We start from the raw sequence: 19,161 nt of genomic DNA on the forward strand, positions 1-19,161 counted from the left end.
CTATCTAAACACCTCTAATAACTGTTTTCTGGTGTTTTCTTCATTATATTTTTCCCTGGTTCTCATTGAAATTTCTTCTTTATCAAATGCATCGTAATTATGTTTTAGCAACATTATTTTATCAGCTAAATCTTTTTCATTTCCGCTTTCATATAAATACCCGTTGCATCCATTCTCGACGATCTCTATAGTTCCACCTGTGTTAGCGCCAACAACCGGCAGACCAAGTTTTAAGGCTTCGACTGTTACTCGCCCAAACGCTTCCATCCTGCTACACATAAGTAACGCATCGTGTTGTTGCAATACTTCGGCAGGTTCTTTTATGGGTCCTAAAAATTTAACTTGTTCCTGTAAATCAAATGATTCTACTGCAGCATGTAATGACTCAAGGAACTGTAAACTCTGTTCTTTACCCACTATACTTAATTCAAAACATAAGCCATTCGCCTTACAAATCCGCAATGCCTTTATAGCTTCAATATGATTTTTCGACGCAGCTATCTGGCCTAACATAATCAACTTAATTTCACTTTCTACTGAGTTTTTCATTACCGCGATCTGAGGTAGTACTACAGCATTTGTCACTATACTTTTTTTCTTGTCAGGCACTAACTCTTTATACTTATTTTCCACAGCTAATGAGTTGAAGACTATCTTATACGATAGCTTATTCATTCTTATTGCACCTTTCAAAAATCCACCGCCTATTGTAAATCCATGATCTTCTTCACCAAATTCATGAACAAACCAAACATGTTTTTTATTTGATTTCTGAGCAGCTATAGCAGCAACAGGAGAAGCAATAGTATTGGTTACAATGAAATCAGGATTTGTTTGTTCAACAAGTTTCATTATTTCTTTAATAGCTAAGCGGTTTCTTACCCACTGTTTTGCCCGAAGTTTAAAAGGATGTTTGAAATTTACAGAAGGAGAAGTCCACGGATAAAACTTTATGTGTGATGTTACAATGTTTTTTTTTGATGCTGCCCTGGCCAGCTCCATTTTATTTGAAAAAGGCACAATCAGATGGCTTTCCATTCCTTGCTCTTTAAGAATTTCGAGATATTCAAGCAAGCAAATATTAGCTCCGCTCATATTACCCTCATGAGCTAACCATAATATTTTCATAAGTTGGCTTTGTTAGCAAAAGTGATTTGTTTAATTGCTCCCGCTGTTGCTCTCCATATTTTTATGTTGGCCAAACGAATCTGTTTTAAAATATTCAAAATGCGGCTAAGCTTACTGTTATTTGTTTGGTTAATATTTTCTTTTAAAACTTGAAACCATTTTCTTTCTAAATCCCTGTTAATTGCAATTTTTCTAAGATTTTTATTGCTAGTCTGAATTGATAACTTTTCAATGATTTTTAATTCTTCGTTTCGAAATCTTTCCTGCATACTTACAGTCTTTGATTGAGCATGATACCTAAAATGTATCAGCAACTTGTCAGTATAAGCGACATTAGGGAATAAACTCAGGTAACGTATATATAAATCCCAATCAAAACTATAGTGAAGGCTTTCATCAATTCCGCCACTTTTGAAAAATAAATCTCTACGCATCCATACTCCCGGTTGAACAAACTGTACTCCTTTTAACCAATACAGTAAGCCTTTTGCTGAAAGTTTTGAATGTTGTACAAATTCGATAGCCTTCTCCTTTTCACCTTCACCCTCAAACAATCGCACTCTACCTGCCACCATATCAGACCCTGATGAAAAAGACTTAGCTATCGTTTCTAATGCTCCGGGTTCTAAATAATCATCTGAATTAAGCCAGTTAAAGATCTCTCCAGTGCAATATTGAAGACCCTTATTTATAGCATTTGCCTGACCACAGTCTTTTTCACTTACCCAAAACTTCAAATGCTTTTCATATTTCCTAATTATTTCCACTGTGTTGTCAGTACTGCCAGCATCTATAATAACATATTCAAGATTAGGATAATTTTGATTAATTACTGATTGAATAGTTTGCTCAATATACTGTCCCTGGTTATATGTAGGAGTAACAATAGATATAGTTGGAAATTGATTTAAATGGCCCATTCAATATTATCTATAACTTTTTTTGCTGGCGATCCTGCCATTACACAATTTTCTTCATTGTAAAATTTGTTTATTAAAGAGTCTATTGCGATAACACATCCATTAGGAATAACAGAGCCTTTTAATATACAGCTTCGAGCCCCTACCCAAACCTTATTTCCGATTAATATTGGTTTATCTGGGTTTAATCTTATATCATCCTTGCTAATTGTATGAAAGTCAGTATCCATAATTAAGATATCCCAAGATAACAAGCACTCATCCCCTATTGAGATATTATGGAAACAAATTATTGTACTTTCAGCAGTAATATTAAATCGACTTCCTATAAGCAATTTTCCATTTTTCCCAACGCATATTTTTGAACCATGACCAATAACCGCACTCCCTTCAAATGTAATTGATCCTTTCACTTCCCAAATTGTCCTTGATTTTGCTTTATCAAAAATGCCGACATCTCCAAATCCAATTCTTACCATTCCGAAAAATACTTCTTTTGGTAAATTAACCTTTCCTTCCACATTTTTTAATAAAACCTTTTTATGTAAAAACATAGGAAATTTAATTGCAAGTAAAAATGGAAAACATTTAAAGTTGAAATAAATAGTTTTTAAATTTAAATACTTAAATAAAAAAGTAATCTTTTTGATACTCACTTTACTAAGCTTTTTATTCGAGTTATTAGATATTTTAATATACTCATCCTTTTATGATAACACCAGACCCATTTTACAAATTTTTCTTCATAATCAAGGTTGAATCGTATTGTTGTCGGATGCACTAAAGGAAATTTTAAATCTTTTGACGGAATATTAGACGCCGGATTACTTTGTTCATAAGTATGCGTAGCATCAGCATTGAAACCTATATTAGTAACAAGATTGACTGCAGGAACTATTGATAATTGTCTATTTTCCAACTGATGAAAAGTCCATTGCCAATCCCACGTTATTTTTTCATTGTATACAATATAATCAAACTTATGCTTCCAATACTGATACCATTTTATATCAAAATCAAAAAAAAAGTTTTTTAGTTTACTATATAAAAAAAAGATTTTGAACTTTTTTCTCTGCCAGTTTTCTAAATTATAATCAATAGATATAGCCGCCCTTCGCCAGGTAGCCCACCCCCACATATTCATAAATTTGGAGAAAGTATAGCTATTCCCATTGTTAAGGTTATGCCCTAAATTACTGCCACTAATTGAAATAATTTTATCCTCGTCTTTGAACCTGTCTAACATTTGTTGGCAAAAAAAATAAAAGTCAGTATTTGGCAGGCAATCGTCTTCTAAAATGATCCCCATTTCCTCTTCTTGAAAAAACCAGTTTAACGCTCCGCTTACTGCCTTGAAGCACCCAAGATTCTCATTTCTATATAATTTTTTTACTTCGCATTTCCAATCAACTTGTCCTACTATCTCTCTGGCCTGAACGCATTTTTCTTTATCGTTTAAATTTCCTAATCTTGGACCATCAGCCGCAATATAAAGTTTGAATGGTTTGATAATTCTTATTGATTCAAATACTTTTTTTGTTGCCTCAGGACGATTAAATATTATAAAGAGAATAGGAGTATTAAACATTTCTTTCTTTCAAAATTATGATGCTCATCTCACCAATAACATCCATCTTCTACTCTACTGGCTTGTGGGACAACTTCAGCCTCTGAAGGTCTTACCCAAGAGTCATTATAAAATTTGGAGATAATCGGATGACTGTCCCATCTTTTACCCTTAATACCAAAAAGAAGCTGGGTTGCCCCGCCGATATGTAAAGCAATTTTCCCCTTATCTTTTACGTACGCAGATAATGGTAAGCCATAAGAACCTGCGCCAATAATGGCGACATCAAAATCAATTATATCGATTTGGTCAAACATCGATCGCAACGCTTCAAACCAATTAGAATACTTAGTTTTATTGCCTGCAATAGACTGAACCGCCTTTATTGTTTTCAGCTCGAAAGCTGGCAATATATTACTATTGGGGAATAGCTTTGCTCTTTTTTCGTATTGAGATATAATAGACGCTTCGAATGGATGGATTACCAAAACTTTTTTATTTTCTAACTTAGCCGACCAGGGAGTTGAAAAAAAATAAGGCTCTAATGCTTCAGGCACAAATTGAATGGCATGAGGACAACATTTATTTATTAGGTAATTTTCTCCTGGAACAAATCCCCACACTCCTATAGCATCAATCTTTTTTATTTGATCCACAAAATTTTGAGAAAACTTCCAAACCATATCATCCGAGGAAGGAAAAAAGCCTGCGTTATTTTGCAAATCTGCTTTTATTTGCGGCTTCCAGAAATCCAAATTTCCCTGAAGAAGAGTGTGTATTTTTTTAATTCCCTTGCTTTCTGCGACTGCTTTTAATTGTAAAAAATTGAGTATTACGTTAGACTCAACAGCCCCTAATCGACTAATCATATACGGCTTTTCTTTACCCAGAAGAGTACTAATAACATCATTCATCTCTTCTGCCGACATTAACTTTTCAGTTCTTGCCAAATCTTCTAGTGCGTAATTCTTACTATTCAACCTTAACTTTCGATAAATGTATCGACCTGCTCTAATAATCAAATTATTCCTTTTAATTAAACTCAAAGCCTTTCAGTTGAATTAATTATTAACTATACTCCAATTATTTTTTCCCAAGATTTAATGAAAAAAGGCTTAGAAAAATTTCCGGCCATAATTCTAGCATTTAGATATCCCATTCTTTCTGATAGTGTCACTAAATTTTGTTTTAAATCAACTGAATTTCGTAATGAAATAAAAAAGGTGAATATAGGATTCGCAGCTTCTTTTGCAGATACTGGTTTTACAAAATGAGGTTTATTGTAAAAGACTTCGTTGTATGCTTTAATTTGCCCCGAATGGAGGCTATAAATGAGCTTTAAAATGTATTTCAATTTTAATTTATTAGCTGTAATCACATGGGTCAATTGCAGCTTAGGAGAAGATCCTGCGTAATAATTCATCTTTAAACCCGTGTACAAAATTTGTGTATCTCCTGCACTGATTAAGCTCTGTCCTGTTCTATCACTCATAGTGTACTCATTCCTATTTACCGAACCAATGTAGCTATCTAATATAACTCTTCGAACCAACATTCCAGTGCCGTATGGATAGCATGCATTTCCCTTTATTATATCATTATCAAATACGGTGTTATCCATTTTTCTTTCTTGAAACAATACTTTCATCTCATTCAAAAATGATGTGGCTCTCCTTTCAAAATATTCTACTGTTATGTTACCTGGTCCCCAAATCCCAACTTCCGGGTGTTTTTCAGTAATGTCTTCTGCGGCAATTAAATAATCTAATTTGGGTTCATTATCATCATCAAAAAAAATGATCCAATCGTATTTGGCTACTTTAATACCTGCTATTCTTGCATTAGTTAGTCCTGGAGTTGCTTCTCTTATCAATTTAGCGTTTGGTACCGAGGCTAAAAATTCTACAACTGCAATATTCTGAGTTAAAGGAATACTACTATTATTATCAACAATTATGATTTCACATTTTGATAACGCTTCCGATCCAAATGACTGAACTGCATTTAATAACCGCTTAAAGATTTTAAATTCAGGATTATAAGTACATATTATAATGGAGAAACCTAACATTTTAGTATTTAACTTACTTTTATTTATAAAATAACATTATATACCGTTAGACAAAACTTCTATTTATTTTATTAAGTTAGAAAATCATCTTTTATTGCAATGGTATCATATTGACCAATGAAAACAGAAAGACCGTATTGCTCCAACAGTTTGTTTGCGTCTGAAGCAGTGGAGGGAGCAAGATGCTTATGTTCGTACAGGATCAAATCAGGATCGAGTTTATCAATATCTATTAGTTTCAAAATTTCAAAATCATATCCTTCAGTATCAATGTGGATTAGGTCTACTTTACTAACATTTATTTCTCTTAGATAGTCATTAATATTTATAGTCGCAACAACCTCTTCAGTAATTTTTTTATCTATTCCGGGAAGTATATTTTTGTGCGACTCTATAACAATTTTATTGAAGGAAGCAAGTTGAGTACACCAAGAAGGTAATTGATCTAAAAACCGTTCATCAATTTTATATATAAGCGCCTTACCATTTTGTGATGTAACCGCTGCGTTTACCACCACAACTTCGGGATAGTCCTTATAAGTTTTCTTTAATTTTTCAAAATTTGATTTTACAGGCTCGACTGCAATTCCTTTCCATTTATTTTTTTTTACATAAACGTGAATAGGATCATTTGAGACACCATCATTTGAACCAATCTGAAGAAAAAAAATGTCTTTTTTTAAACATACATATCTCCTAAGAATCTTTAATGGATCTATGGATAAAGTTCTGCTGTTACCATTATTCCTTTTACCAAAAACAAACTCAAAAATTTTTTTTAAAAGCATTTCATTTAATCTTATTCATTAAATACTTAACATTAATTTTAGCAAGTTGCACGAATTTTAATTTTCCTGAAAAGATACTTCTGATAATGTCATTCTTTTTCTTCGAGGCATCTTCGATATTTTGTAACTGAGTAATTAACTTTTTTAATTCTACATTGCTATTTTTCCAACTTATATCCCAATAATGTATAGCGTATGTGTTTTCTTTTACAGAAGAAAAAGTAAAAACATCTGTCCAGCTATAGGGATAAAAGACTTCCCTCGTGAAAATGTGAACTCCATAAATATCTTGCTCCGCATACTTATTAAGTCCATTTTTTTGTAAAAGATTCGTTGTTAATACTGGAGAAGATAAGTACGCCTCTTCTGTACCATTATAATCTTGTTTTATAACACCTAAACATTCATACACAAATGGATGTTCTTTTTTCGCCCCTATTATAGCATTATTGACGCTTAAAACATTACTATTGTCCGCACTTTCAAATCCCACGAAACAATCGTAATTATTAATAAAATCAAAAGATTTAATCACCTCTACATCTGTATCGAAATATATTCCACCATTATAATAAAGGGCGTGAAGTCGGGTGTAATTGGAAAGGTTTGCCCACTTTTTTTGTTCGTACGCCTTCTGTAAATAAGGTAAATGTAAAGGGGCGTTTTTTTCATTCCACAAACAAATTTCCCAACCCGGAAAATACTTTTTCCAACTTTCAATACATTTAATTGTCAACTGTGGCAACTCTTTTTCACCAAACCAGCAATAATGAATAATTTTAGGAATCATAATAATTACGAATGTTTCAAAATGTCATCAACAATTGAAATGTCATAATGAACAATTCCCTTTTCTTTTACTTCATCAAGATATTTTCTAGCTTTTTCTAATCCATTTGACGCTTTATAATACATAATTTTTGCAGCAATTATAGCTCCTTTTGCATTATCATCAACTAGACTTAAAGAATATTCAAAAGCCTTTTCTACTTCATCTTCTGAAAAATCAGAAAGTACATATTTATGATCTAAAACGAAATCAGGCATTTTTTTAGTTAAAAGAAAAGCAACACTTGAGCCAGAATTGGTGGCATCAACGGGACTAAAAAAATCTTTTAATCGATAAGTAAGTAAGTGTATCCAGTAAGTATAATAATGGCAAAAGTCTTGATGAAGGATAATTGATTTTTCTGGTATAAGGTAAGGATAAAAGTTTTGTTGGATAGCATTGAGAAGATCCCAAGATTTCATTGCATCTATAAGTAAAAATTCTATTTTACCGGCTTGCCATTTAAATTTTGTCAAATCAACTTTTTGTGTAACAATATGCTTTTTGTATTTGTTGATATTTTCTTCAAAAGCTTGTATAAAGGTGTCATTTACTTTAAAATAATTTTCCCATTTTGTTTCTTTAACAAAAGGAACCATCCAGTCTTCCCATAAAAATTGATCTAACGCATATATTTTAGGTTTTGCTTTGCGAACTTTATTATTTTTAGCTAATCCAATTGCAAGTGAAATAGTGGTGGAACCAAACCAACAGCCTAAATCAACTATAGCTCCTTCCCCTTCATAAATTCTTTCCGCATAGTTTTCGTAATAAAACCTTTCTTCAATAGATGTCATTCCTATTAAAGAAGAAATTTTATTTTTCTTTTTATACTTTCTGTAAAACTTCACAACAGGCGCTATTTTTCTAAGCTGTTTCTTCAAAAATTGCATCTTAATTAAATTACCTTCCAATCAGGTGAAATAATAATACTTCCATAGCTTATTCCCTCATATTTTGCTAATTCAGTACCAGTGTCGTGAATTATTATGGAACAGGCAGTTTCTACAAAATCAATATTTTTATTGGTAACATAATCAAATATGGCACAATCAAAACTATAGCTGTTAGGTGCGATTAACGATGAGGGAAGTGTTAACAACAAATTTAATACTCCCTTATGCTGCGATGATAAACTATCAATTCCTTTAATAATTGTACTAATTCTCCCTTTCATTTTATCTTGTAAACCAATGCCAATATAATAATTTGAAGAAAGTCTATTCACCTTAATTTCAATGCTTAAATTAATACTTTCATGAAACGCATATTCCTTAACAAAAGCACCATCAGTCTTTACCGTTTTTATTTTTAAAAAGAAGCAATCTTTATCTGGGCAACCATCAGTCCGAAAATACCCATCCCCGTTACTATTATTTTGAGTTAAATAATTATCTAAAACTTTCTTTGTTTCATCATACATTTTCAATATTCCATTAGATATTAATAGACCTTGTCTACATAATTGAGATACAGCTCCCATTTGATGACTAACAAACAAAACGGTTCTTCCCTCCCCTTTACTTACCTCATTCATTTTGCCCAAACACTTCTTTTGAAACTCGGCATCACCTACAGCCAGTACCTCATCAACAATCAAAATTTCACTTTCAAGATGTGCAGCTACTGCAAAAGCCAGCCGTACATACATACCTGAAGAATACCTTTTTACCGGTGTATCAATATATCTTTCTACGCCTGCGAAATCAAGGATTTCATCAAACTTCCGCGCTATTTCTTTTTTTCGCATACCAAGAATTGCGCCGTTTAGAAATATATTGTCCCTGCCGCTAAGCTCAGGATGAAAGCCTGTGCCAACTTCTAATAAACTTGCTATCCGCCCCTTTGATTTAATTGTTCCGGTGGTAGGTGCTGTTATCCTGCTTAGTATTTTTAATAATGTGCTTTTGCCTGCACCATTGCGGCCAATGATACCTACAGCATCTCCCTGTTGTATTTCGAAATTGATATCTTTTAAGCTCCAGACGACATTACTTGTTCCTTTGGTTGCACGATCGTTCGTTTCACCAATTTTTAGAAAAGGGTCTTCCTTTCCTCTCACTTTGGCAAACCATCTTTCCAGGTCACGTGATAAGCTTCCCGTTCCTATTTCTCCTAACTGGTATGCTTTGGATAAATTTTCGACTTTTATTGCGACCGGCATTTTTTATTTTTCGGCTTACTTACCGCTTTTGCGGTTAAAACGGTGTTTACTGCGTGTTTATTGTGAGATGCTGTTGCGATGAGGATACGATTCGGATGCTGAAATGAATTCAGCATGACGAATTCAGCATGACATCCCTGATGAATTTACCATGACGTGAGAAAACGTGGTATTTCAGAGATTATGGTGAGAATGTTTCTTCTTCTTTTATCCTTTATTGCTGCTGTAAGTTCAGATGTAATGACTTTTAGTTTGTCAGCAAAACGCAATTGGTTTTTGATGATCATATTGTATTTCCAATTTCTTATGGTTGCAAAGCCGGCGTCCTGGAATCTTGAGCTTAGTCCACCATCTGCAAAGTTGGTAATCGTTACATCAATAAACCGGTGCTTTACCCCCTTTGTGTAAAACCAGCGCAAGTTATGATCCCAGTCGCCCTGCGATTTATAACGGGTATTAAAAAAGCCTACTTTATCAAAAACGTCGCGGTTAAAAAAAATAGCCTGGTGCGAGATATTCGTTTTCAATAATTTTTTTCCTGTAAATTCTCCGTCATACAATCCACCAAAGCGCGTGCTGTATACATTACCATACACCACATCGTAACCTTCTACCAGGGGAGCAACACTGCTGAGTGTAGTATCTGCATACAATGTATCATCACTTCCCAGGAAAATAAGCCACTCGCCTGTTGACAGTTTTATCCCTTTGTTCATGGCATCATAAATGCCTTTATCTTTTTCGCTGTAAATCCTGATCCGGTCATCTTTGTATGAACGGGCAATGTTAACAGTTTCATCTGTCGAGCCGCCATCCATTACCAAAATTTCAAAATGCGGATAAGTTTGTTTAAGGATACTTTCCAAACAAAAGCGAATCGTTTTTCCTGAGTTATAGGAGGGAATAATTATAGAAAAAAGCGGGGTGTGCATCGTACAATAAAAAGTAATAAAATCCTGGGGACATATTGCAGCCGTAGCTGTTTACAATGTTCCCGTTTTTTAATAGCAGTTAAGAGATAGCATTAGAAAATAAGCCATAACCGGTCTTTTACTTTCTTTCTGCCAAATAGTTTGTAGTTATAAACGCTTCGTATGATTCTTTATACTTTTTAATTTCATATAACCCATCCTTTACAATACGATATATTGTGTATTTATCTTTTAAGAGGTAGTAAAAGTCTTGAAAATAAGTTCTTGAGTCTATGTTGCATCCACCAAATTCAAACTGAATAAAATCAATTTTGTTTTCACCTAACAATTCGGAAGCACCTTCCAGCACCTTTATTTCGTGACCCTCTACATCTAATTTTAAAAAATGAATATGATCGATATTATTGTCTTTACAAAAACTGTCTAAGGTCTTAATTTCTATTTCCTCGTTCAGCTTCATGTCAATATTAAAATGCGCTAAATTCCTCTTATAGACACTCGCAAGCCCCGATGCCTCGGAATCACTGTAAAGTGGAATCCTTGTATTTTCAATTCCAAAGCCAAAATTGTGCAGTTGAATCGTAGGTTGATTTCTAATATTTGCCGTCAATTTTTCAAAAGTCTTTAGCGATGGTTCAAAGGAACGGATATGAGCGTTTTCACCAAAAACCTCCTTTAATAAAATTGAATATTCACCCACATTTGCACCAACATCTAACAACACAAGATTTTTTTGAGAATGCACTTTACTGTACACATATTCAAGTGCCTTTTTCTCACCGCTATCTAAAGGGTTTGAACCGCCACCAATATTTAAACCTGTTAATGTCAATTGGTTCAAATTCTCGAAAAATTGTTGATTTTTAATTTTTCCTGCCATTTGTAGCAGCACCTTCCGAATCAATTTCCAAATAATTTTTTCAATCATAATAATGGTAAATAACTCTATGTGATCTATTCCCCGTAAAACGAGGCTGGACCTTTCATTACGCCTGAGAAAGTTGTTTAAAAGATATTGTTGCTATCACTCCGCAAAAATTTATTGCTTTTTTACGTACCAAAAACATCCGCATCCATATGAAAACTGCTGAACCATGGCAGGATCAGCATTTTCAAAAAAATTGCCGGAGTCATCGACGAGGGAAAAGTTTTTTAATTCAAAATCAGTAAAAAGATCATTGATCAATTCAAAGCTATAAATTCTGTGCGCATTGAATTGTATACGTGGCTTACCAACCGGTGTTACAAATAAAAGGTTTCCACCAACCCTGGTTACTCTTTGCAATTCTCTTATTGCCTTCACGTCTCCTTCCGGATCGATCTGGTCTCCATACCTGCCGAGGCCAACATGCTCAACAGTATGCATGCACGATAGAGAATCTATAGAATTACTGGGGAAAAATAAACTGGTCAGATCAGCCTTTCCTGAAATCAAACCAGACAGAGTAAGATTGGCCGGGCGATAATCGTAAAACTCCGTAGGCACATAAGCCGACAACATACTGCAAAAATGCAAGGTGGAAGATATGTCTATATGTTTCGCCGGGTTTATTTGCTTAATGATTCTTGTAGCCCATGCCGGATGATAAATGTAATGAGCATCAAAAGAGGTTTCTTTTGTTTTATCATGTATGCAGGGATAAATGTCTGCCCAGTCATTAACCAACTTTTTTTTTGTATCTAACGAATTAAACAGTTTAAATTCTTTTTCAAAATTTGCAAGAATTTTTCGCTTAAGCAATTGCCCCCCGAGCAGTCTTTTTATTTTTAAATACGAGTTCATAACAGGTCAATCATTTATTATTGGTTACTCCATTTATCGCTGGAGACAAAGATGCTGTTTATAAAAGTGTCGGCATATAAAAAATAGCCGTGGGTCTGTAAGAAAGCAATGATCTCGTTATTCTTAACACCTTTGCCCGTGCTGGAAAAAGATAAAGTCTCTACACAAATAACTGCAGGTTTATTATTGTAATCGATCGATTTCAGCACCAACTCGTCTATACCTTCTGCATCTAAAGACATGAAATCGGGGAAAACGCCACCATTGTATTTGGTAAGAATATTTTGAACAGTATCAACCTTTATTTGCTTTACCTCTTTAATATGATAATTCCCTTCACTCTTGTATGTTTCCACCTGTTCTTTAGAGAAAGTATTTAATGTAGGCGCATTCATTACATAAAACTCTGAAACACCTGGTTCTTCGCCTATACCAATATTTAAGTTTATATCACCTTTTCTGAATTTTTTAAACTTTTCAAACAATGAAGGGTCTGGTTCTATATTTATTCCCCTACTACCTCTTTTATAAAATATTGATGTATTATTTAAATAGAAAGGATGATGGGCGCCAATATCGATATAGCCCGGTTTATCTATTTTTAACTGACCAAATATAAAATCTACAATTAAATCTTCGCCAGATTGGGAAAATGAAGATTTTGCATATTTTAATTGATCTTCTTTTTTAGTTCTAAACATATTTTTAACGCTTTATAGTACTCATTTTCACGGGTGTATTACACTCCTATTTTGTGCCTGCTTTCAGTTTGCCAACCATTCTTTTAAACAAACTATAACCCCTGTTTATAAAATTTTTATCCGCATAAAATTTCTTAATTTTCTCCGCATCGTTTCCGACCGGCTGGTCATTCTCATCTATCCGTTCACCAATAAACCTGTAACCATGTCTTTTTATAGGAAACGGAGCGTTAGAAAAGAACTCATCGTGCACTTTACAGTCATTTACAAACCTTGTTTGTATCTCCTTTAAAAAAGCCTGGTCAATTCCATAATCTAAAACCCTGCCTTCTGAAAACTTCTCTATCAATTCTTTCATTTGTACCAGGTTACCTTTTATTCCCCACATTCCTCCCAACATCGATATGCTATCCGACCCAAAAGGTATTTTATGAGAAGGGTGATCACGCATGATGTGTATTGATCTGCCGCTTTCAATCCATTCATCTACAGCCATCTTTTCTCTTACGGACAATCTCGAATCACTATCACGAAATATTACATGATCGCAATCGGGTAGATCCGCTGCAAAAAAACGCCAAAACATTCCATAACTGATGCCAGTCATATTCACAACATCACCACCCTCTTTTTTTATGTTTTCTATAGTTGCTGCCGGTACTGTATCATCGTAGTAAACGATCACTTTCCACCCCGGGTATATTTCTTTTGCCTGTTGAATATTTTTTATGATACCAAAGTTATAAATGGGTTTATCGCCCCATAGACTATATGCTATATAATTATATTTTTTCAATGTTGCCAGGTATTATCAAACTAATGGTACAGGATATAATTGATGAAGCGTTTACTTTTATGCTTTAATATTTTTATCAGTATATATGCTACAGTGTACTTAACCCTGTTTGAACTTAGCTCACGCAAAAGGTGGAAATAGTATGAAACCTTATCTTTTTCACCTTTACTAGTTAGTTCGTTTATTATAAATATTACCTTATCAGTAAATTTTACTTTCGCTTTTTTGCGTTCAGCTCCCGCTAGGAATTTTTCGTCATAATTTTTGAATAATACATAACACTCGGCCATGTGCATCAATAACTTGTTGCCAGAGGTACCAGTGCTGTTGAACCTATATTGAAACAACCTTTGCTCCATTCCAAAAAAGACTGCATCGTGCCGACAGCAGCGCAGCCAGTAATCCCAATCTTCACAACCGTAGGCCTGCAATGATTCGTCCTGCAGACCGACCTGCTCAACCAATGATTTTTTGAGCATTACTGATAAAATAGCGATATAGTTATGCTGGAATAATCGAGGGTATAACTCTATTCCTGAAAACTTTCCTTTCGGACTATCATAGGGCAGTAGTTCTTTGCTCCCGGTTAAGTAATAACCACTGCTGAAAATAACATCAGCATTGCTTTCTGCTGCGGCATCCAGTTGTTGTTGCAGCTTTGCGGCCACCCATACATCGTCTGCATCTAAAAAAGCAAGCCATTGTCCACTTGCATTGCTGATGCCCGTATTGCGTGCCGCGGCCTGCTTTTTATTGGACTGGTAATAGTATTTGATTCGGTTATCAGTTTCCTGCAGTTTTTTTACTACGACAGCGGTACTATCTTTGGAACCATCGTCTACTACAATCAATTCCCAATTGGTAAACGTTTGCTTTTGTACCGACTCTATGGAATCGTTGATGTATTTCGCTGCATTGTAGGCAGGCATTATTACACTAACCAGTGGTTTTACATCTTTATCCATGAGGGAGGCACAATATCAGTATGTACTGCCCTGAACCACTTCTCAGGTGCAATCACCATCTTTTCGGGATTTTTATTAAGCCAGCCGGCCCACCAGCTAAAACTACTATTTGCCAGTATATTGTGTCGACAGGCTGCCATGAGGCGCAAATCTTCAAAACTATTTTTGCCTGTATTGCCATCTACAAATGTATGTTCTTCGGTAAAGGGCATGTTTTGTTTTACCCAGTGTATATCATCAGAAAAAACAAACAAATGTGGTGCGGGTATGGCTTCTTTTATTTTTGCAATTGCCTTTTGATAATATGTGTCGGAACAAACCCCGTGGAATTGATTAGCCTCGGTAAGCGTAATGTAATCGCCCCTTCTTACATGCAGGGAAACAGAATTTGTTGCTGCTATTTGCTGTAAAATAGATTCAATTTTTTCGTTGGCAGGTGTTTTAAAAGTAAAATCCTGGCGAATGATTTCTTCAATTTCCTTAAAATAATTCTCATTTTGCCAATAACCATTCAGATGGATATTGCCCTGGACGTTAAGGATGTGAGGATGAAAAGTAAAATCAGGTTCTTTTATTCGCTGCACCGAAAAAAGCTTATGATACACTTTCGCAACAAACCTGTTTGATTGTAGAAAAGGGTTTTTTTGATACTGAACGTTAAAAATATCCAGCTCATAATTTCTTGGCGTGTTAGCAGTGTTTTTATTTTCCAGTTCTATATGATCAAAGTATAGCGGACATTTATTTTTGATTGCTAAATGACGTCCTATAGCATATTGAAACATTTGATTACCCATGCCGCCTATCAGCTTAACTACAACCATTTATTTATTTTTCCAGGCCCTGTTTTTTGCATTAAAAAGGAACCTGACTTTTATCTGCTTTTAGAATGAATGATTTTCAAATATTTTCTTCAGTTACCGCTTTTTCGCCGACAAATATTTCTTTGTAATTTTTTAATCTATAAGATTTTGTCGCTTTTGCTGCAACAGCGAGATATCAATATTCATTGGATTTAAAAGTACTCCTACACCTGAAGTTCTTACAATACTTGGGTCTAATGTTGAATCAGCCGCATCAGAAATGTTTATAGCTGCTACATTCTCTACATAATGAATGGCGCGTTCATAAGATGACAATCCTAAGGTAAGATGATAAGTGTCGGCAGCAAATAACAATTGGTCTTCTTTAAATACTGCTTCATAATTACCGGCTTCCAGATCAGCTTTATTACTCCAGGTAGTTCTAAGGTTAACACCTGCTGAATTAACTATGCCTAATGCTATAATAAAATGCTTTACAGGTTTATTTAGCGTAAATTCTACCCTCACTTGCCATGTCTTGCCAACAGGGATTTCATTAATTAAGTTGCCATTAGTATCTTCTATTTTTAAACGGTAAGCAAAACCAGCAATATCGGGCGTATCAGGTTTTGGTATTTCATATACTGAATGAGTCACCGATGAACCGGCTTCAAGATATTTACCAATAATTTTATCAATATCTCCATCAAGGGCAATCTGCCCGTTATGTAAAAAAATGCCTGTATTGCATAATTTTTGAATGGCGGCCATATTGTGGCTTACAAATAACACCGTTCTACCCTGCCCTTGCCTCACTTCGCCCATTTTAGCCAAACACTTTTTTTGGAACTCTACATCACCTACCGCTAATACTTCATCTACAATCAATATTTCAGATTCTAAATAAGCGGCAACTGCAAAAGCAAGACGAACATACATACCTGAGGAATACCTTTTTACGGGCGTATCAATGTATCTTTCAACACCCGAAAAGTCTACTATCTCATCAAACCTGTTTTTTATCTCATATTTGCGCATACCCATGATAGCACCGTTTAAAAAAATGTTTTCACGTCCTGTTAACTCAGGGTGAAAACCGGTTCCGACTTCGAGTAAACTGGCAATGCGACCTTTTACTTTAATTTTTCCTGTAGTAGGGGCTGTTACCCGGCTTAATATTTTTAATAAAGTGCTTTTACCTGCCCCATTGCGGCCAACAATGCCGACTGCATCTCCCTGCTGTATTGCAAAGTTGATATCTTTCAGGCTCCATACAACGTCAGAGGTTCCTTTTACTACACGATCATTTGCTTCACCGATTTTTAAAAAAGGGTCTTCCTTTCCCCTCACTTTTGCAATCCATCTCTCCAGGTCGCGCGAAATGGTTCCTGTTCCAATTTCTCCTAACTGGTATGCTTTCGATAAATTTTCAACCTTTATTGCTACAGACATTCTTATTTACTACGTTCGCTTTTTTGTGATTTTCTAATTCTCATTCTGTCCTTCTTTATTCGTCATCCTGACTTTCTTATTCGTTATCCTGAACTAGTTTCAGTATCAACCATCCGTTGTTATAAATGTTGAAATAAATTCCGGATGACGGATAAGGTGGTCAAACGTGAGATGCGGAAACAAATTCAGTGGTCGTTTCCGGTTCAACTGTTTTATACCGTATCTACAAAATTCTTTTCAACCTTATTAAATATAATAATTCCTACAATCATTAATACAAATGTTACCCCGCAGGAGTATCCTAAAGACACCCATGAGAAACTTCCTCTTCCCAAAAATCCATACCGGAACGTTTCAATTAACGCCGTCATGGGATTTAATACCAGCAGCCATTTGTATTTGGCAGGGGCAGCAGACAGCGGATAAATAACAGTAGTAGCATACATTAGCAACTGGATACCAAATGTGATCAGAAAAGCAAGATCCCGGTATTTGGTGGTCATGGCAGAGATAATCATTCCCGCACCTAAACCTAGTGTCGCCATTAATATTACCACTATTGGAAACAAAGCTATTGCCCAAGTGGGGTGAAATGGAGTACCCTTAACCCCATAATATAACATCACCACAAGAAATAAAAGAAATTGAACTCCGAAACGTACGAGGTTACTTACTACAATACTTAAAGGCATTATAAGCCGGGGAAAGTAAACCTTGCCGAATATATTGGCGTTGTCTTTAAAAACAGTGGATGTTTTTGTAAGGCAATCCGCAAAATAATTCCATGCTGTAATACCAGCCATATAAAAAAGTGCCGGTGGAAGACCGTCGGTAGAAATACCGGCGAGCCTGCCAAAAACAAATGTAAACATGATGGTGGTAAGAAGCGGCTGAATAAAGAACCATAAAGGACCGAGAATGGTCTGTTTATAAAACGAAACAAAATCGCGTCTTACCAATAACCACAACAGGTCACGATACTGCCAGACGTCTTTTAGCTTAAGATCAAAAATGTTGTTATATGGTTCAATTACCATATCCCATTGCTCGTCTTCGGGGTACTTTTTTACTTGCTGTTTAATTACCATTATTGAATGCTAGTACTTTTTTTAAATTTTGTTTATACGTCTCAAATCCAAAAGCCTGAAGGACTCTTTGCTGAAGTTCTTTTTTGGCTCGCCCGTTAATAACGTCGTTTCTTCCAGCCAAACACTTTTCAAGGGCCTGTAATATGGCTGTTTCGTCCCCCGGATCAACCAACTGGCCTAATTCCCCCTGTTGCAATGCGTCTACGCTGCCATCTTTGTTGCCTGCTATAACCGGCAATCCGCAAGCCATCGCCTCTATAAATACAATACCAAAACCTTCTTTTCGACTCGGCATTATAAAAACATCGGCCAACAGAAAATGATCGACAATTTCTTTTTCTTCTATAAATCCCGTCAACAGTAGATTTTGATGCAATTGATTCTCCTCTTTCAAAGCTTCTAACCGTTGTTTTTCAACTGTATCGTACTTGCCGGATAAGATATATTTCACTTCCGGAAAATGCTGTTTTAGCCGGGGTATTACTTTCATTATCAAATCATACCCTTTATGTTTTTCAGAATGAGACAGCCTGGTTAAAGTAAATATAACAGGTTCATTTGGTTGTATCCCGTACCGCTCCACCAGGTACAGAGGCTTTTCGAACACTGCGGGATAAGCAAAGTACGGATCGATGGTATTGGAAAAAATACAAATTTTATCAGGGTGTATTCCATGAACGTCTACTATTTTTTGCTTTGTAAAAGTGCTTACCGCCAGTATTGTATCCGCCTTTTGCAGTAAACTCTTCTGCACCGTGCTCAACTTTCCCCAGACCTCAATTCCATGTGCAACCAATATAATCCTTTTTGTAGGAAAAAGCTTTTTTGCTATCCATGCAATTGAGCTTAAATGAATGTGGGATAGTACAACAGTATCATACTTATATACATTTAATAATACGTACAGCGCAAAGCGAAATCGCTGCCCATTAAATCCTTTATAATTATCCGGCTGAAAAAATTTCGTGTCTGCTTTACTGTCAAAAGCGGAACATGCATCTGCTGTTAACAAGCCTTCCCCTGCAAGGTCTGACAGCGCTTTTAAAAAAGCCCGGCTAAATTTTTCAATTCCCCCTGTTAAAGAAAACGCCGTTAGGTTTAAGAATAAGATTTTTTTTACAGGCATGTATAAGGGCATTTTACAGTCATCCTGAAACTAGTTCAGGATGACTTG

20 protein-coding genes are annotated in these 19,161 nt (G+C 35.2%); all 20 read right to left on the reverse strand.

The window, feature by feature from the left end; translation table 11 throughout:
• Positions 1-1,128, reverse strand: coding sequence for a glycosyltransferase family 4 protein (locus B154_RS0100480; RefSeq protein ID WP_018610987.1), 1,128 nt, complete (start codon positions 1,126-1,128; stop codon positions 1-3).
• Positions 1,125-2,048, reverse strand: coding sequence for a glycosyltransferase family 2 protein (locus B154_RS27285; protein ID WP_018610988.1), 924 nt, complete (start codon positions 2,046-2,048; stop codon positions 1,125-1,127). The genes B154_RS0100480 and B154_RS27285 overlap by 4 nt, the downstream gene beginning before the upstream one ends.
• Entirely contained in the window at positions 2,036-2,704 is a 669-nt protein-coding gene (locus B154_RS0100490) for an acyltransferase (RefSeq protein ID WP_018610990.1), read from the reverse strand. The genes B154_RS27285 and B154_RS0100490 overlap by 13 nt, the downstream gene beginning before the upstream one ends.
• Positions 2,701-3,636 carry a hypothetical protein gene (locus B154_RS0100495; RefSeq protein WP_018610992.1) on the reverse strand — a complete coding sequence of 312 codons (936 nt, stop codon included), beginning with the start codon at positions 3,634-3,636 and terminating at the stop codon, positions 2,701-2,703. Before B154_RS0100495 ends, B154_RS0100490 begins: the two co-directional genes overlap by 4 nt.
• 29 nt (positions 3,637-3,665) lie before the next feature.
• Complete coding sequence (locus B154_RS0100500; protein WP_026259865.1) at positions 3,666-4,661, reverse strand: hypothetical protein; 996 nt, start codon at positions 4,659-4,661, stop codon at positions 3,666-3,668.
• Between the two features lie 26 nt (positions 4,662-4,687).
• A complete protein-coding gene (locus B154_RS0100505; RefSeq protein ID WP_018610996.1) occupies positions 4,688-5,686 on the reverse strand; it encodes a glycosyltransferase in 999 nt (332 codons plus the stop codon).
• Between the two features lie 71 nt (positions 5,687-5,757).
• On the reverse strand, positions 5,758-6,474 hold the full coding sequence (locus tag B154_RS0100510) for an FkbM family methyltransferase (protein WP_018610998.1): 717 nt from the start codon (positions 6,472-6,474) through the stop codon (positions 5,758-5,760).
• Position 6,475: 1 nt separating this feature from the next.
• Positions 6,476-7,264: a glycosyltransferase gene (locus B154_RS27290; protein WP_018611001.1), complete on the reverse strand. Its 789-nt coding sequence runs from the start codon at positions 7,262-7,264 to the stop codon at positions 6,476-6,478.
• Positions 7,265-7,269: 5 nt separating this feature from the next.
• On the reverse strand, positions 7,270-8,187 hold the full coding sequence (locus B154_RS0100520; protein WP_157580318.1) for a hypothetical protein: 918 nt from the start codon (positions 8,185-8,187) through the stop codon (positions 7,270-7,272).
• Between the two features lie 14 nt (positions 8,188-8,201).
• Positions 8,202-9,467 (reverse strand): ABC transporter ATP-binding protein, encoded by a 1,266-nt coding sequence (locus tag B154_RS0100525; RefSeq protein WP_018611005.1) that lies wholly within the window; start codon positions 9,465-9,467, stop codon positions 8,202-8,204.
• Between the two features lie 146 nt (positions 9,468-9,613).
• Positions 9,614-10,399 carry a glycosyltransferase family 2 protein gene (locus B154_RS27295; protein ID WP_018611007.1) on the reverse strand — a complete coding sequence of 262 codons (786 nt, stop codon included), beginning with the start codon at positions 10,397-10,399 and terminating at the stop codon, positions 9,614-9,616.
• Between the two features lie 118 nt (positions 10,400-10,517).
• The gene (locus tag B154_RS0100535; RefSeq protein WP_018611008.1) at positions 10,518-11,327 is read right to left on the reverse strand and encodes an FkbM family methyltransferase; all 810 of its coding nucleotides are present in this window, start codon (positions 11,325-11,327) and stop codon (positions 10,518-10,520) included.
• A 111-nt stretch (positions 11,328-11,438) separates the two neighbouring features.
• Positions 11,439-12,182 carry a DUF268 domain-containing protein gene (locus B154_RS0100540; protein ID WP_018611010.1) on the reverse strand — a complete coding sequence of 248 codons (744 nt, stop codon included), beginning with the start codon at positions 12,180-12,182 and terminating at the stop codon, positions 11,439-11,441.
• A 17-nt stretch (positions 12,183-12,199) separates the two neighbouring features.
• On the reverse strand, positions 12,200-12,883 hold the full coding sequence (locus tag B154_RS0100545; RefSeq protein WP_018611011.1) for an FkbM family methyltransferase: 684 nt from the start codon (positions 12,881-12,883) through the stop codon (positions 12,200-12,202).
• A 46-nt stretch (positions 12,884-12,929) separates the two neighbouring features.
• On the reverse strand, positions 12,930-13,679 hold the full coding sequence (locus tag B154_RS30395) for a hypothetical protein (protein WP_018611013.1): 750 nt from the start codon (positions 13,677-13,679) through the stop codon (positions 12,930-12,932).
• 20 nt (positions 13,680-13,699) lie between these two features.
• Positions 13,700-14,644: a glycosyltransferase family 2 protein gene (locus tag B154_RS30400; protein WP_018611015.1), complete on the reverse strand. Its 945-nt coding sequence runs from the start codon at positions 14,642-14,644 to the stop codon at positions 13,700-13,702.
• Positions 14,629-15,468, reverse strand: a complete 840-nt coding sequence (locus B154_RS0100560; RefSeq protein ID WP_018611017.1) for an alpha-1,2-fucosyltransferase — start codon at positions 15,466-15,468, stop codon at positions 14,629-14,631. Before B154_RS0100560 ends, B154_RS30400 begins: the two co-directional genes overlap by 16 nt.
• A 132-nt stretch (positions 15,469-15,600) precedes the next feature.
• Positions 15,601-16,899: an ABC transporter ATP-binding protein gene (locus tag B154_RS0100565; RefSeq protein ID WP_018611019.1), complete on the reverse strand. Its 1,299-nt coding sequence runs from the start codon at positions 16,897-16,899 to the stop codon at positions 15,601-15,603.
• 212 nt (positions 16,900-17,111) lie between these two features.
• On the reverse strand, positions 17,112-17,987 hold the full coding sequence (locus B154_RS0100570) for an ABC transporter permease (RefSeq protein WP_018611020.1): 876 nt from the start codon (positions 17,985-17,987) through the stop codon (positions 17,112-17,114).
• Positions 17,977-19,113 (reverse strand): glycosyltransferase family 4 protein, encoded by a 1,137-nt coding sequence (locus tag B154_RS27310; protein WP_018611022.1) that lies wholly within the window; start codon positions 19,111-19,113, stop codon positions 17,977-17,979. The genes B154_RS0100570 and B154_RS27310 overlap by 11 nt, the downstream gene beginning before the upstream one ends.
• Between the last annotated feature and the right edge of the window lie 48 nt (positions 19,114-19,161).

Origin of the sequence: Segetibacter koreensis DSM 18137 (assembly GCF_000374045.1) — a bacterium.
GTDB classification, from domain to species: Bacteria; Bacteroidota; Bacteroidia; order Chitinophagales; family Chitinophagaceae; genus Segetibacter; species Segetibacter koreensis.

Bases quoted from the DNA above. Each gene is read 5' to 3' on its own strand.
- B154_RS0100560 (WP_018611017.1), bottom strand. From the start codon at position 15,468: ATGGTTGTAGTTAAGCTGATAGGCGGCATGGGTAATCAAATGTTTCAA.
- B154_RS0100510 (WP_018610998.1), bottom strand. From the start codon at position 6,474: ATGCTTTTAAAAAAAATTTTTGAGTTTGTTTTTGGTAAAAGGAATAAT.
- B154_RS0100480 (WP_018610987.1), bottom strand. From the start codon at position 1,128: ATGAAAATATTATGGTTAGCTCATGAGGGTAATATGAGCGGAGCTAAT.
- B154_RS0100540 (WP_018611010.1), bottom strand. From the start codon at position 12,182: ATGAACTCGTATTTAAAAATAAAAAGACTGCTCGGGGGGCAATTGCTT.
- B154_RS27295 (WP_018611007.1), bottom strand. From the start codon at position 10,399: ATGCACACCCCGCTTTTTTCTATAATTATTCCCTCCTATAACTCAGGA.
- B154_RS0100525 (WP_018611005.1), bottom strand. From the start codon at position 9,467: ATGCCGGTCGCAATAAAAGTCGAAAATTTATCCAAAGCATACCAGTTA.
- B154_RS0100495 (WP_018610992.1), bottom strand. From the start codon at position 3,636: ATGTTTAATACTCCTATTCTCTTTATAATATTTAATCGTCCTGAGGCA.
- B154_RS27310 (WP_018611022.1), bottom strand. From the start codon at position 19,113: ATGCCTGTAAAAAAAATCTTATTCTTAAACCTAACGGCGTTTTCTTTA.
- B154_RS0100565 (WP_018611019.1), bottom strand. From the start codon at position 16,899: ATGTCTGTAGCAATAAAGGTTGAAAATTTATCGAAAGCATACCAGTTA.
- B154_RS0100570 (WP_018611020.1), bottom strand. From the start codon at position 17,987: ATGGTAATTAAACAGCAAGTAAAAAAGTACCCCGAAGACGAGCAATGG.
- B154_RS27285 (WP_018610988.1), bottom strand. From the start codon at position 2,048: ATGGGCCATTTAAATCAATTTCCAACTATATCTATTGTTACTCCTACA.
- B154_RS30400 (WP_018611015.1), bottom strand. From the start codon at position 14,644: ATGGATAAAGATGTAAAACCACTGGTTAGTGTAATAATGCCTGCCTAC.
- B154_RS0100535 (WP_018611008.1), bottom strand. From the start codon at position 11,327: ATGATTGAAAAAATTATTTGGAAATTGATTCGGAAGGTGCTGCTACAA.
- B154_RS0100545 (WP_018611011.1), bottom strand. From the start codon at position 12,883: ATGTTTAGAACTAAAAAAGAAGATCAATTAAAATATGCAAAATCTTCA.
- B154_RS0100505 (WP_018610996.1), bottom strand. From the start codon at position 5,686: ATGTTAGGTTTCTCCATTATAATATGTACTTATAATCCTGAATTTAAA.
- B154_RS27290 (WP_018611001.1), bottom strand. From the start codon at position 7,264: ATGATTCCTAAAATTATTCATTATTGCTGGTTTGGTGAAAAAGAGTTG.